Here is a 13,026-nt window from a genome sequence, read left to right as displayed (position 1 = left end):
GGGTGGCTCCGGCGCGTCGCGGCGCACTGCCGGGTACGGCGCGGCTACGGTGGAGGGCATCATGCGTCTGACGGTCGGCCCCCTGCCACCCGCCGTGTACTGGCGGCGTCGCGCCGTCGTACTCGGAGCGGGCTTTCTGTTCCTGATTGTTCTGCTCTATTCCTGCACCGGTTCGGATCGTTCCGGTAAGGAGCCGAAGGCGGGAGGTTCGCCGTCGGCTGCGACGCCTGGTCCCGCCGGGCCGTTGCTGACACCGCAGACCGGGGCCCCGTCATCGTCGTCGTCCGCTGACTCGGGTGCGACGAATCCGAGCCCGGCGATCACCAGCAACACTCCGCCGCTGGGCGCGGCGGCCGGTTCGGAGGACGACGGCACCTGCACCGACGGGGAGATCAGCGTCGTCTCGTCGGCGAGCCCGACGTCGGTGCAGCGAGGCACGGTGGCCGAGCTGCAACTGAGGATCAAGAACACGTCGAACCGGACGTGCAGTCGCAACGTCGGCGCCGACCTTCAGGAGATCTTCATCAAGTCCGGTGCCGAGAAGATCTGGTCGTCGGACACCTGCGCCAAGGTCCAGGGCTCGGACGTGCAGACCTTCACGCCGAACTTCGAGCGCTCCTACGAGGTGCCCTGGAACGGGCGGGACACCAGCCGTTGCGACGGTGCGCTGGCCGGCGGCCCGTTCCCACCGATCGGGTCGTACCAGGTGTTCGCCCGGGTCGGCACGAAGCTCAGCGAAGCGGTGAAGCTCACCGTCACCGGCTGAGCCGGCTCAGACGTAGCGTTCCAGGATGGATGCCTCGGCGAGCCGGGACAGCCCCTCGCGGACGCCACGGGCCCGGGCGTCACCGACGCCTTCGACTGCTTGCAGGTCTTCCACTGTCGCACCGAGCAGGCGCTGGAGGCTGCCGAAGTGCAGCACCAGGCGGTCGACGACGGCCACCGGAAGTCGGGGCACCTTGGCCAGGAGTCGGAAGCCGCGCGGACTGACCGCGGCGTCGAGCGCGTCGGACGCGGCCGGGTAGCCGATCGCCTTGGCCACCGACACCAGGTCGATCAGTTCGGTGGCGCCGAGCAGGTCCAGTTCGACGAGGGCTTCGTCCAGGGTGCGTGATTTGCGGCCGACGGGGAGGTAGTCCCTGATGACGAGGGTGCGGTCGGCGTCCACGCCGGCCATCAGCTCGTCGAGTTGCAGCGCGAGCAGGCGGCCGTCGGTGCCCAGCTCGACCACGTAGCCGGCGATCTCGTCGGCGATCCGGCGGACCATCTCCAGTCGCTGCACGACGGCGACCGCGTCCCGCACGGTGACCAGGTCCTCGATCTCCAGGGCGGAGAGCGTGCCGGAGACCTCGTCCAGCCGGAGCTTGTAGCGCTCCAGGGTGGCGAGCGCCTGGTTGGCCCGGGAGAGGATGGCCGCCGAGTCGTCGAGCACGTGCCGTTGGCCGTTGACGTAGAGGCTGATGATCCGCATCGACTGGCTGACCGATATGACCGGATAGCCGGTCTGGCGGGCCACCCGCTCGGCGGTGCGGTGCCGGGTGCCGGACTCCTCCGTCGGGATGGACGGGTCGGGCATCAGGTGCACTGCCGCCCGGACGATCCTGGTGCCGTCGCTGGAGAGCACGACAGCGCCGTCCATCTTGCACAGCTCGCGGACCCGGGTCGCGGAGAACTCCACGTCCAGCGCGAAGCCGCCGGTGCACAGGCCCTCGACCACCTTGTCGTAGCCGAGCACGATGAGCGCGCCCGTGCGGCCCCGCAGGATGCGCTCCAGACCGTCGCGCAGGGCGGTGCCCGGGGCCATCAGGGCAAGATTGGCCCGCAGCGGATCTCCGGCACTCCCGGCGGCTCCCGCTGTCACGCTCACGCTGATCGGGCGGGCGGGCGAGCCCACGGCGCCGGTGCGGGCCTGGGGCGGCGCTCCGGCTGGCTTGGTGGTATCGCGGTCGATCGGCACGGGCACAGTCTACGGACTGCCGTGCGGTGGGTGCTGTCGTGGTTACTGTGATGTGTCACGATGCCGCCCTCTTCCCTGTTTCGCGCTTGCGACGTGGTGTCCGGTTTCGCCGCCCCCGTCGGCACCGTGGGTCACTCGGCGGACGCACGGGCCGCATGGTGCAGGGCCGAACGGACGTCGGTGACCTCGGTCACCCGCATCTGCTCCGGGCCGGCACCGGTGCTGGTCGGGCCGCAGCCGGGAGGCACCAGGGCCACCTTGAACCCCAGCCGGGCCGCCTCGGCCAGCCGGCGCGGCACCGCACCGACCCGACGCACCTCGCCGGTCAGCCCCACCTCGCCGATCGCCACCAGGTGCGGCGCGATCGCCAGGTTGAGCCCGCCGGAGGCGACCGCGAGCGCCACCGCCAGGTCGGCGGCCGGCTCCACCACCCGGATCCCGCCCACGGTGGCCGCGAAGACCTCTCGGTCGTGCAGGGTCAGCCGCTCGGTGCGCCGTTGCAGCACCGCGAGCACCATCGCCAGCCGCGCCGAGTCGAGGCCGGAGACGGTGCGTCGGGGAGAACCCGCCACGGTCGCGCCGATCAGCGCCTGCACCTCGGTGACCAGCGCCCGCCGCCCCTCCATGGCCACCGTCACGCAGGTGCCGGGGACCGGCTCCGCGTAGCGGGTCAGGAACATCCCGGACGGGTCGGCCAGGCTGCTGATGCCGCCCTCGTGCATCTCGAAGCAGCCGACCTCGTCGGCCGCGCCGAACCTGTTCTTCACGCCGCGCACCAGGCGCAGCGACGAGTGCTTGTCGCCCTCGAAGTGCAGCACCACGTCGACCAGGTGCTCCAACACCCGAGGGCCGGCCACCTGGCCGTCCTTGGTGACGTGCCCGACCAGCACGATGGCGATGCCCCGCTCCTTGGCCACCGAGACCAGCGCGGCGGTGACCGCGCGGACCTGGGTCACCCCGCCCGGCACCCCCTCGGTGCCGGTGGTCGAGATGGTCTGCACCGAGTCGAGCACCAACAGGCCCGGCTTGACCGCGTCGAGGTGACCGAGCACCGAGGCCAGATCGCGCTCCGCAGCGAGGTAGAGCTGCTCGTGCAGGGTGCCCATCCGCTCGGCGCGCAGGCGCACCTGACTGACCGACTCCTCACCGCTGACCACCAGCGAGGGACTGCCCGCGTTGACCGCCCACTGCTGCGCCACATCGAGCAGGAGGGTCGACTTGCCCACGCCGGGCTCGCCGGCGAGCAACACCACGGCGCCGGGGACCAGGCCGCCGCCGAGCACCCGGTCGAGCTCGCTCACCCCGGTGGGACGGGCGCGGGCCGGAGCGGCGCTGATGGTGGCGATCGGTCGGGCCGGCTCGGACGGCATCCGGGAGCTGACCACCCGACCGGAGACCGTCGGACCGGTCACGGTGTGCTCGACCACCGCCCCCCACTCGCCGCACTCGGGGCAGCGCCCCACCCACTTGGGCGGCTGGTGCCCGCAGGCGTCGCACTGGTAGGCGGGACGCGGGTCGCGGGCGGCGGACCGACCACGGGCGGCACCGGCCGTGCCGCCACGCGGGGGAGTCGATCGGGAGGTGGTCACATCAGGACGCTAGCCCTCGCGTACGACGAAAACACCCCGGCGTGGTGGTCACCACGCCGGGGTGTTCGTCGATGTGCCGGAGGGGTCACTCGTGGGTGGTGCCGCCCTCGTTGCCCTCGTAGCCACCCTCGCGCTCGATGATCGGCGACGGTGGGGCGGCCGGGGTGAGCGGCACCGCGACCGGTGCCTGGCCGGTGACCGTGTTGCCGTTGCCGAAGTCGAAGGTCACGACGACGTTCTGACCGGAGCGCAGCGCCTCGGTCAGGCCGACCAGCCGGAGCTGGGTGGTGGCCTCGGAGTTGAACTGGATGTAGCTCAACGGGGCCAGCTCGATCCGGGCCGGCTGGCCGGGAGCGGAGGGACTGGCCGATCCGGACGCCCGCGCCGACTCCGGGGCGGACGGGGTGGCCGACGACGACCCGGTCTCGGAGGGCGTCACCGACGGGCTCGGTGAACCAGAGGTCGTGTTGGAGGGGCTGGCCGAGCCGGACTCCGAGGCGGACGGCGACGGGCTCGCCGAGCCGCCGCTGATCACCACCTCACGGGCGCCCTCGGTGGTGACGGTGACGGTCACCGTCTCCTTGGAGTCGTTGTAGATCACCGCGCCGAGCCCCGCGTCCTGCCCGGCCTGGTAACCCTCGGTGCCCGGGTAGTCCACCAGCAGGCCCCGCACGGAGAAGGAGCCGTTGTTGGTGGTGAGGTTGACGCCCTGGACCGACGGCTCCTTCAACGCCGTCTCGGCGATCTGACCGGCGCCGCAACCGGAAGTCAACAGGCCGGTCGCCGCAATCCCGGACAGCAACAGAACCGCCCGCCGGGATCCCCTGATCGAGCGCGTCACGTCGGTCCTCCTCGTCACAATCCCCACCCGGGCCGTACGCCGGGCACGGTGGCCATACCCGCGCAGACCGCGCTCCAGGGTAGTTGGGACTGATCGAGGCCCGCACGCGGACCCGGCAATGCCACCTGCCCGGGCGGCGTTCAGACCACCCGACCGCTCGCCACCAGCAGAACCACGTCGATGAGGGCCACCAGCATCACCGCCCGGAAGGCCGCCACCGGCCGCCGGCCGGCCCGGACCGCCGAGCGCTCGGCGTACCAGCTCAGTGGTGGCACCACGGCGGCCGTGCCGACCGCCGCCCAGCCGATCGCCGACGGCGGCCCGGGTGGTCCGAGGACCAGTGTCGCGGTCGCCGCGAGGAGGAGACCGGCCGCAGCCACCCGGCTGCCGGCGGCGCCGAGCCGGTGTGGCAGGCCGCGCACGCCGGTGCGGGCGTCGTCGGCCAGGTCGGGCAGCACGTTGGCGAAGTGCGCGCCGGCGCCCAGGCAGGCCGCCGCCGTCACCAGCCAGACCGGCGGTGCCGGTTGGCCGGGCAGTGCCACCACCACGAAGGCGGGAAGTGCGCCGAACGACACGGCATAGGGCAGCACCGAGAACGCGGTGGCCTTGAGCGGCCAGTCGTAGAGCAGGGCGGAGACCAGGGCGAGCGTCAACCAGAACGCCGCCGTCGGGTTCGTGGTCAGCGCCAGCAGTGGGCAGGCCACCGCGGCGGTCGCGGCGGCCCAGGCCGTGACGCGTCGGCCGACCGCGCCACTGGCGACCGGTTTGTCGGTACGCCCCACAGTGGCGTCCCGCTCGGCGTCCAGCGCGTCGTTGGTCCAGCCGACGGCGAGCTGGCTGGCCAGCACGGCGAGCACCACGGAGACGATTCCGGCCGGCCGGTGGCCCACTCCCCAGGCCAGCAGACCGGCCACCGTGGTCACCGCCGCGGCCGGTTCCGGATGGCTTGCTCTGACCAGCCCTAACACCCTCGACGACATAAGGGAAGTCTGGTCGTTACCGAGCAGTCGTGCCACGCTCGGTGCCATGCGAGACGTGGCTGCGGCGGAGGCGTCCACCGGCCCGAGGGTGCTGCCGCGGAACGACCCGCGTCAGTACGACGATCTGGCCGGCGAGTGGTGGCGGCCGGATGGCGCCTTCGCGATGCTGCACTGGCTGGCGAAGGCCCGTGCCGCGATGGTGCCGCCGGCGACCCGTCCGGACGCGTTGCTCGTCGACCTGGGGTGTGGCGCCGGCCTGCTCGCGCCCCACCTGGCCGGTAAGGGCTACCGCCACGTCGGGGTGGATCTGACCCGGTCGGCGCTCGTCCAGGCGGCCGAGCACGGGGTGCTCGTGGTCCAGGGTGATGCGACAGCGGTCCCGCTGCCCGACGGCTGCGCCGACGTGGTCTCCGCAGGAGAGTTGTTGGAGCATGTGCCGGCCTGGCCGCGCGCGGTGGGCGAGGCGTGCCGCCTGCTGCGCCCCGGTGGCGTCCTGGTGCTGGACACCCTCAACGACACCGCGGTGGCCCGGCTCGTCGCGGTCCGGATCGCCGAGCGGCTGCCGACGGTGCCGCGCGGCATCCACGACCCACAGTTGTTCGTGGACGCGAACGCGCTCGTGGCCGAGTGTGCCCGACATGGCGTCGACCTGCGCCTGCGGGGCATCCGTCCGCAGGTCGGCGGCATGCTCGCCTGGCTGCTGCGCCGTGTCCTCGCGACCCGGAGGCCCGGCGCGGTGCCCACCGGCCGCGCGCCGCTCATCGTGCCGACCCGGTCGACCGCCGTGCTCTACCAGGGCCGGGGGGTCCGCAAAGGATAGTCAGGCCGTGGCGGGGTATGGAACGCCCAGGAGGGGACGAGATGACGGTGCACGCGCTTGAGGCAGCACGCCGGTTGGCGCCGCGGTTCGCCGCGCGGGCGGCCGAACACGACCGGGACGGTTCGTTTCCCGTGGACGACTTCGCCGACCTGCGCGAGGCCGGCCTGTTCGGGCTGATGGTGCCCCGGGCGCTCGGCGGCCTGGGTGCCACCTTCGCCGAGTACGCCGCGGTGGCAACCGAACTTGCCCGGGGCAACGGCGCGACCGCCCTGGTGTTCAACATGCACGCCTCGGTGACCGGTGCGCTGGGCGCGGTGACCGAGGAGTTGGCCGAGGCGCTCGGGGTGCCGGACGAGGCGCTGGCCGCCCGCGACCGGTTGCTCAGCGCGGCGGCGCAGGGCTCCTGGTACGCGGTCGCGATGAGCGAGCGTGGTGCGGGCGCGCGGCTGTCCCAGCTGACCACTGCGTACGAGCCGACCGACGGGGGTTGGCATCTCAAGGGCAGCAAGACCTTTTGCTCCGGTGCCGGGCACGCGGACGGTTACCTGGTGGCGGCACGCAGCGCGGCCGACCAGTCGGTGGTCTCACAGTTCCTGGTGCCGGCCGGTGACGGGCTGACCGTGGAGCCGACCTGGGATTCGCTCGGCATGCGCGCCACCTCCTCCCACGATCTGCACCTGGACGTGAGCGTTCCTGCCGACCGGCTGCTCGGCGGGGTGGAAGGGCTGGCGCTGGTGGTGGCCCAACTGATGCCGCACTGGCTGGTGGCCAGTTACGCGGCCGTCTACGTGGGGGTGGCCCGCGCGGCTATCGACGCGGCGGCCGAGCACCTCAACGCCCGCAACCTGGCGGGTCTGCCGGCGGTGCGGGCCCGACTGGGTCGGGCGGACGCGGCGACGGCCGCCGCGCAGCTGGTGGTGGCCGAGGCGGCCCGCCGGGTGGACGAGGCACCGGGTGACGAGGAGACCAACCGCTGGGTGTGGCGGGCGAAGCTGCTTGCCGGCACCACTGCCGCCGAGGTGGCGGCGTCGGTGCTGGAGGCGGCGGGCACCTCGGCCACCCGCCGTGGGCATCCGCTGGAGCGGCTCTACCGCGACGCCCGCTGCGGCTCACTGCACCCGGCCACGTCCGATGTCTGCGCCGACTGGCTCGGCATCGCCGCGTTGGGCGGCGACCCGGATCGTGACGGATCGGCACCGCGTTGGTGAGCCCGCGCCACCGGGCTCGTACGGAGGAACGACCAGCCGACGGGGCTGGTGGGACGGCCAGGGGGAGGACAGCATCTGACGAGAGGTGGGGATCGTGTCCGTACCAGTGATCGCGGGGCTCGGGACAGCGCAGCCGCCGTCCGCTTCGCAGGACGATTTGTGGGAGGGCTTCTTCTCCCGGCACTTCTCCGGCACCACCCGGTCGTTGGCCCAGCGGATCTTCGCCAACTCGGGGGTGACCCGGCGGCAGGCGGCGGTCAATCCGCTGCTGGAGGACGTCTCGGACTGGCCGACCGAGCGCCGGATGCGCCGCTACCAGGTGGAGGCGCTGCCGCTGGGCAAGGAGGCGGTGGGTCGCGCGTTGACTGCGGCCGGGCTGGACGCCGGCGACATCGGGCTGTTCATCGTCTGCTCGTGTACCGGGTACGCCACCCCGGGGCTGGACATCCTGCTCGCCCGGGACCTGGGCATGGCCGCGGACACCCAGCGGATGGTCATCGGTCACATGGGCTGTTACGCGGCGCTGCCGGGGCTCGGCGCGGCGAGTGACTTCGTCACCGCCCGGGGGCGTCCGGCGCTGCTGCTCTGCGCGGAGCTGACAAGCCTGCACATCCAGCCGTCGAGCGCCCGGGTGGACACCCAGCAGATCGTCTCCCACGCGCTCTTCTCGGACGCCGCGGTCGCCGCCGTGGTCGTGCCGGGTGGCCGGGGGTACGCCGTACGCGAGGTCACCGCCGTCACCGACACCTCGACCGCCGACCACATGACCTGGGACGTCACTGACGCGGGCTTCCGGATGGGGTTGTCGCCGAAGGTGCCGCAGGTGTTGTCGAGGCATGTCCGCGGGCTTGTCGACGACCTGTTGGCCCGGCACGGCGTGGCGAGTTCCGAGGTGGACGGTTGGGCGGTGCATCCGGGTGGGCCGCGGATCCTCAACGTGGTCGAGCGGGAGTTGGCGTTGCCCCCGGAAGGGCTGGCGGCGTCCCGGGCGACGCTCGACGAGCACGGCAACTGTTCCTCGCCGACGGTCCTGCTGATCCTGGACCGGCTGGGTCGGTCGACACCTGCGGCCCGGCGCATCGTCATGCTGGCTTTCGGCCCCGGGCTCACCCTGTACGCCGCCCTGCTCGATCGACAGGACTGAACCTCCGGCCGGTACGCTCACGGGGTGGATGCGACATCGGACGACAGGCTGCGCTCGGTGGTGCTGTTCGGCGCTGCGGTGGCCGTCCTGGCCGTCGGTGGCTGGTGGTGGCAGTCCGCCGCGCCCGCGTCGACGGCCGGATCGGTTGTCCCTCCGGCGGTGCCATCGGTCGGGCCGAGCGCCAGCACCCCGATTGAACGCTTTCTCCTGCCGGAGGAGCCTGACGAGCGGGTGGCGGTGCGGATGGACCCGAACACCGGCGAGGTTCTCCGGGTGCGTAGCGCTCCGCGGGCGGTGATCGACCCGGCGACGGGCTCGATCACCGACATCGAGGGCGATCCGGCGGTGCTCTTCCCGGCGGGTGACCTGCCGTCGTTCCGCGACACGATCTGGCGCGAGGAGCGGGAGTTCTATGCCGGCCAGGAGGTGACCCGGCAGGCTGGCGGCGACGGTGCCCGCTTCCTGCTGCAGTACCGGTGCACGCGCCTGGGCGCGATGGTGGTGACGAGCACCGGGGCGGAGATCGTCGGTCAGACGCGGATCGACTGTGACGGCACGATCGCCAACGCGGAGGTGCTGCCGGGTGACGGGCCGTTCCGGGTGTCGCTGTTGGCCGGCGACCGGCCCATCGACATCCAGGCGCAACTCGTCGCGCTGCCCCGGTAGGCGCCGTGGGTCAGCCGGCCAGGGCGCTCAGGTCGTCGCGGTAGGAGTCGACGGTGCGAAGGTCGGGCAGCACCCGGGCCACCGTGCCGGTGCGGTCGACGAGCACGGCGGTCACTGTGCCGGGGCGGGCTGGTTGGCCCAGGAACGAGCGCAGCCCTCCGGCGGGGTCGGCCAGGGCGCGCGCCTGCGGGTCGATGCTGGGCCCGACCGGTGGCGTTCGCCCGCCGGTGACGGTGACCACGGAGACGCCGACGGGTGCGGCCGCCAGGGCGTCGGTGACCCGGTCCGGGCAGGGGCAGCCGTCCAGCAGAATGATCATGGCGGGTAGCAGGCCGCGCAGCGGCACTGGTGCGTTGTCCGCGTCGACCAGGTCGAGTGCGGGCAGCGGTCGCCCGGTGAGGGTCGCGGGCGGTGCGGCGGGGGCCGGGGTCGGCCGGTCGGCGCCTCGACCGGTGCGGGGCCAGGTGACCGCCAGCAGACCGGCCAACGTGGTGAGGACGGCCACCAGCAGAACCACGAGCGGCAGGCCCAGGGCCCGGAATGCGCCCGGGATACGGCTGGCCTGGCGCAGCTCACGGCGGATCTGAGCGGCCTCGGCGGCCAGCGCGGACGCGTCGTCGGGAACCACCACCCGGCCCCATTCGGGCGGCAGGCCGGGCAGGCCGTCGGGCGGCCCGTGACCCTCTGCGTCCGGCTTGCCCATCGGACCCCCTGAAGCGTCTCGAGAGCGGAGTGCGGCTCGGTCTCCAGGGTCGCGCACCAGGGGCACCTCCCGCTACATCTGGGCGCGGTTCCGCTGGCCGGGCTACCATGGGAGGAGCGCATAGCCCTTGATCTCGACGTTCCGCTCACCCGTACCGGGCAGTCATTTCCGCGTTACGGAGCGTGTTTGAACCATCGGTTTGACCGCCTGTCAAGCTGAAGCAAGACCTCTCACAGGGCCCCTGAGCTGCGCCAATGGTCAGGACATCGGAGAGACATCAGTGCCTGACCGTGTTACCCTAGACACAGCGAAAGGGGTTTCGAACCTATGGTTTTCAGTGTCGGCGAGACCGTTGTTTACCCCCACCACGGGGCCGCACTCATCGAGGCAATCGAGACTCGGATCATCAAGGGCGAGCCTAAGAAATATCTCGTCCTGAGGGTCGCGCAGGGTGACCTGACGGTCCGGGTGCCCGCCGAGAATGCCGAGATCGTGGGCGTCCGTGAGGTGGTCGGCGAAGAAGGCCTCGGTAAGGTCTTCGACGTTCTGCGGGCTCCGCACACCGAGGAGCCGACCAACTGGTCGCGGCGTTACAAGGCCAATCTGGAAAAGCTGGCTTCCGGCAATCCGCTGAAGGTCGCCGAGGTCGTGCGTGACCTGTGGCGCCGGGAGCGGGAGCGGGGCCTCTCTGCGGGCGAGAAGCGGATGCTCGCCAAGGCCCGCGACATTCTCGTCGGCGAGGTCGCGCTGGCCGAGAAGAGCACCAAGGACGAGGCGGAGTCGCTGCTCGACAAGGTCCTCACCGAGGCCTAGTCCGCACAGCATCGTCGTACCCACTTCGTAGTGAAGAAACCACCAAGGACCGCGACGTGACCGCGCAGCTCAATCCGCGCGGTGACGTCGCGGTCCTTGTGCCTGCGGCGGGTGCCGGCGTCCGGCTCGGCCCCGGCCGACCCAAGGCGCTGCGCCTGCTCGCCGGTGAGCCGCTGCTGGTGCACGCCGTGCGTCGACTGGCAGCCGCGCCCTCGGTGCACACCATCGTGGTGGCCGCGCCGCCCGCCGACGTCCAGGCCGTCCGGGAGCTGCTGGCCCCGGTCGCCTCGGTGATCGTGGTGCCCGGTGGTGCCGAACGGCAGGCTTCGGTGGCCGCCGCGCTGGCCGCGGTGCCCGCCGGCCCGACGATCGTCCTGGTGCACGATGCCGCCCGGGCACTCACCCCGCCCGACCTCGTCGAATCCGTCGCGGCGGCGGTCCGTCACGGGTACGCCGCGGTGATCCCGGTCCTGCCGGTCGTCGACACGATCAAGGAAGTCGGCGCCGACGAGGTGGTGCTCGGCACCGTCGACAGGTCCGCCCTGCGCGCGGTGCAGACCCCGCAGGGTTTCCAGCGGGCCGTGCTCAGCGCCGCGCACGCCGCCGCCGGTGACTCTCTCACCGACGACGCCGGGCTGGTCGAGAAGCAGGGCGTCGCGGTGACTTGCGTGCCCGGCTCGGAGTACGCCCTGAAGATCACCCGACCGTTCGACCTGGCTCTGGCCGAGCATCTGCTTGCCGGGGCGGGTTGACGCGTACCCTCTGATCATGATCGTTCCCCGGGTGGCCATCGGCACCGACGTGCACGCGTTCGAGCCGGGTCGACCCTGCTGGGTGGCCGGGCTGCTCTGGCCCGACCAGGACGGCCTCGCCGGGCACTCGGACGCCGACGTGGCCGCCCACGCCGCCTGCAACGCGCTGCTCTCCGCCGCCGGTCTCGGTGATCTCGGTTCCGCCTTCGGGGTGGGCCAGCCGGAGTGGGCCGGCGCGTCGGGGGTGGCGCTGCTGACCGAGACGGCCCGCCGGGTACGGGCCGTGGGCCTGGAGATCGGCAACGTGTCCGTGCAGGTCATCGGCAACCGCCCCAAGATCGGCCGGCGTCGCGCGGAGGCGCAGGAGGTGCTCTCCGCAGCCGTCGGCGCCCTGGTCACCGTCTCGGCGGCGACCACCGACGCGCTCGGCTTCGCCGGCCGCGAGGAAGGCTTGGCCGGGGTCGCGGTGGCTCTGGTGTACGACGCGCCGGCCGCCTAAGCTCCCCGCGATGTCCAGCGACCCCGCCCCCGACCAGTCCGCCGCCGACGGTTACGTCCAGCGGGCCCAACTCCTCGCCGAACTCGGTCGCTACGACGAGGCGGCCGGGGAACTGGCCTACGGGTTGGCCCTCCAGCCCGACGACGTGGACGCACTGACAATGCTGGCCCGGGTGCACCTCGCCGCCAACCGCCCGGCCGAGGCGCTCACCTCCGCCGACACGGCAGTGGCCGCCGCGCCCGAGGCCCTACCCCCGTTGGTGGCCAGGGGGATGGCCCTGGCCGATCTGGAGCGCTACAGCGAGTCGGCGACCACCGCCGACCGGATCCTCGCCCTCGGCCCGACCGACGCGTACGCCCAGCGGAGCGCGGCGGCGATCCTGGCCGGCGCCCGCAACGGTCAGCCGGCGCTGAACGCGGCCTGGCGCGGCGTCGAGTTTGCCCCCCAGGAGCCGCAGGCGCACCTGGTGCTCAGCCTGGTCGCCGCCCGCCTGAACCTGTTCGACCTGGCCGAGCGGGCCTACCGGGAGGCGTTGCAGCTCGACCCGCGGATCGCCGAGGCCGGTCACGACGTCGGGGTCATGCGGTTGGAGCAGCGCCGTTGGTCGGAGGCGCTGGAAGACATCGCCGAGGCGGTGACGATCAGCCCGAGCCGGATCGACTCGCCACGGACCCTCGCCCACGGGCTGCACCGCCTGGTGCTCTACGGCGCGGGCTGGTCGTTGGTGGCGGCACTGCTCGTCGCGTTCGCGGCGTCGGCGAACGGCGGGTTCTCCCGCATCGTGGCGGTGCTCGCCGCGCTCACCGGCGGGATCGTCGTCTGGCAGCTCGCGGCTCGGCTGCCGGGGCTGACCCGGACCGTCCTGCCCGCCCTGCTGCACTCGGACCGCGCGATGGCCCTTGCCGTCTACGCCGTGGCCGCCGCACCACTGCTGTTGCTGGTGTACGCGGTGGTCGGCTCCCCATGGCCCCTGGTGCTGGCCATCGCCGTCACGGCGGTAGCCGAGTTCGCCATCTTCACCAGAACCGCTCTCCGGTAACCCAACCAACCCCAC

General features: G+C 72.6%; 14 protein-coding genes. 9 read left to right on the top strand and 5 right to left on the bottom strand.

What is annotated here, in order from left to right; genetic code table 11:
* Positions 1–61: 61 nt before the first annotated feature.
* On the top strand, positions 62–766 hold the full coding sequence (locus ABZ406_RS03690) for a hypothetical protein (RefSeq protein WP_357755786.1): 705 nt from the start codon (positions 62–64) through the stop codon (positions 764–766).
* Positions 767–772: 6 nt separating this feature from the next.
* Here ABZ406_RS03690 and disA read toward each other — a convergent pair whose 3' ends face one another.
* The 4 genes from disA to ABZ406_RS03670 form a co-directional block, all read right to left on the bottom strand.
* Positions 773–1,957 carry a DNA integrity scanning diadenylate cyclase DisA gene (gene disA / locus ABZ406_RS03685; RefSeq protein ID WP_357755785.1) on the bottom strand — a complete coding sequence of 395 codons (1,185 nt, stop codon included), beginning with the start codon at positions 1,955–1,957 and terminating at the stop codon, positions 773–775.
* 131 nt (positions 1,958–2,088) lie between these two features.
* Positions 2,089–3,546, bottom strand: a complete 1,458-nt coding sequence (radA, locus tag ABZ406_RS03680) for a DNA repair protein RadA (protein ID WP_357755784.1) — start codon at positions 3,544–3,546, stop codon at positions 2,089–2,091.
* An 85-nt stretch (positions 3,547–3,631) separates the two neighbouring features.
* Positions 3,632–4,387 (bottom strand): hypothetical protein, encoded by a 756-nt coding sequence (locus ABZ406_RS03675; protein ID WP_357755783.1) that lies wholly within the window; start codon positions 4,385–4,387, stop codon positions 3,632–3,634.
* Positions 4,388–4,527: 140 nt separating this feature from the next.
* Positions 4,528–5,415 carry a UbiA family prenyltransferase gene (locus ABZ406_RS03670; protein ID WP_357755782.1) on the bottom strand — a complete coding sequence of 296 codons (888 nt, stop codon included), beginning with the start codon at positions 5,413–5,415 and terminating at the stop codon, positions 4,528–4,530.
* Between ABZ406_RS03670 and ABZ406_RS03665 the strand changes: the two genes are divergently transcribed.
* The 4 genes from ABZ406_RS03665 to ABZ406_RS03650 all read left to right on the top strand — a co-directional run bounded on the left by ABZ406_RS03665 (position 5,414) and on the right by ABZ406_RS03650 (position 9,205).
* A complete protein-coding gene (locus ABZ406_RS03665; protein ID WP_357755781.1) occupies positions 5,414–6,187 on the top strand; it encodes a methyltransferase domain-containing protein in 774 nt (257 codons plus the stop codon). The genes ABZ406_RS03670 and ABZ406_RS03665 overlap by 2 nt on opposite strands.
* A gap of 41 nt (positions 6,188–6,228) precedes the next feature.
* Positions 6,229–7,395, top strand: coding sequence for an acyl-CoA dehydrogenase family protein (locus tag ABZ406_RS03660; protein WP_357755780.1), 1,167 nt, complete (start codon positions 6,229–6,231; stop codon positions 7,393–7,395).
* Positions 7,396–7,489: 94 nt separating this feature from the next.
* Complete coding sequence (locus ABZ406_RS03655; RefSeq protein WP_357755779.1) at positions 7,490–8,539, top strand: type III polyketide synthase; 1,050 nt, start codon at positions 7,490–7,492, stop codon at positions 8,537–8,539.
* A gap of 24 nt (positions 8,540–8,563) precedes the next feature.
* Complete coding sequence (locus tag ABZ406_RS03650; protein WP_357755778.1) at positions 8,564–9,205, top strand: hypothetical protein; 642 nt, start codon at positions 8,564–8,566, stop codon at positions 9,203–9,205.
* A 10-nt stretch (positions 9,206–9,215) separates the two neighbouring features.
* Here the strand turns inward: ABZ406_RS03650 and ABZ406_RS03645 are convergent, their stop codons facing one another.
* Entirely contained in the window at positions 9,216–9,908 is a 693-nt protein-coding gene (locus ABZ406_RS03645) for a hypothetical protein (protein WP_357755777.1), read from the bottom strand.
* 327 nt (positions 9,909–10,235) lie between these two features.
* Here ABZ406_RS03645 and ABZ406_RS03640 point away from each other — a divergent pair, with 327 nt between their 5' ends.
* The 4 genes from ABZ406_RS03640 to ABZ406_RS03625 are packed head-to-tail and all read left to right on the top strand — an operon-like array spanning position 10,236 to position 13,011.
* Positions 10,236–10,721 carry a CarD family transcriptional regulator gene (locus tag ABZ406_RS03640; protein ID WP_357755776.1) on the top strand — a complete coding sequence of 162 codons (486 nt, stop codon included), beginning with the start codon at positions 10,236–10,238 and terminating at the stop codon, positions 10,719–10,721.
* A 56-nt stretch (positions 10,722–10,777) separates the two neighbouring features.
* Positions 10,778–11,473, top strand: a complete 696-nt coding sequence (gene ispD / locus ABZ406_RS03635) for a 2-C-methyl-D-erythritol 4-phosphate cytidylyltransferase (protein WP_357755775.1) — start codon at positions 10,778–10,780, stop codon at positions 11,471–11,473.
* Between the two features lie 13 nt (positions 11,474–11,486).
* Complete coding sequence (ispF, locus tag ABZ406_RS03630) at positions 11,487–11,972, top strand: 2-C-methyl-D-erythritol 2,4-cyclodiphosphate synthase (protein ID WP_357755918.1); 486 nt, start codon at positions 11,487–11,489, stop codon at positions 11,970–11,972.
* Between the two features lie 10 nt (positions 11,973–11,982).
* Complete coding sequence (locus ABZ406_RS03625) at positions 11,983–13,011, top strand: tetratricopeptide repeat protein (RefSeq protein ID WP_357755774.1); 1,029 nt, start codon at positions 11,983–11,985, stop codon at positions 13,009–13,011.
* The last annotated feature ends 15 nt before the right edge of the window (positions 13,012–13,026 follow it).

Origin of the sequence: Micromonospora sp. NPDC005710 (assembly GCF_040630995.1) — a bacterium.
GTDB lineage: Bacteria > Actinomycetota > Actinomycetes > Mycobacteriales > Micromonosporaceae > Micromonospora.
This window is presented reverse-complemented; position numbering and strand designations above follow the sequence as displayed.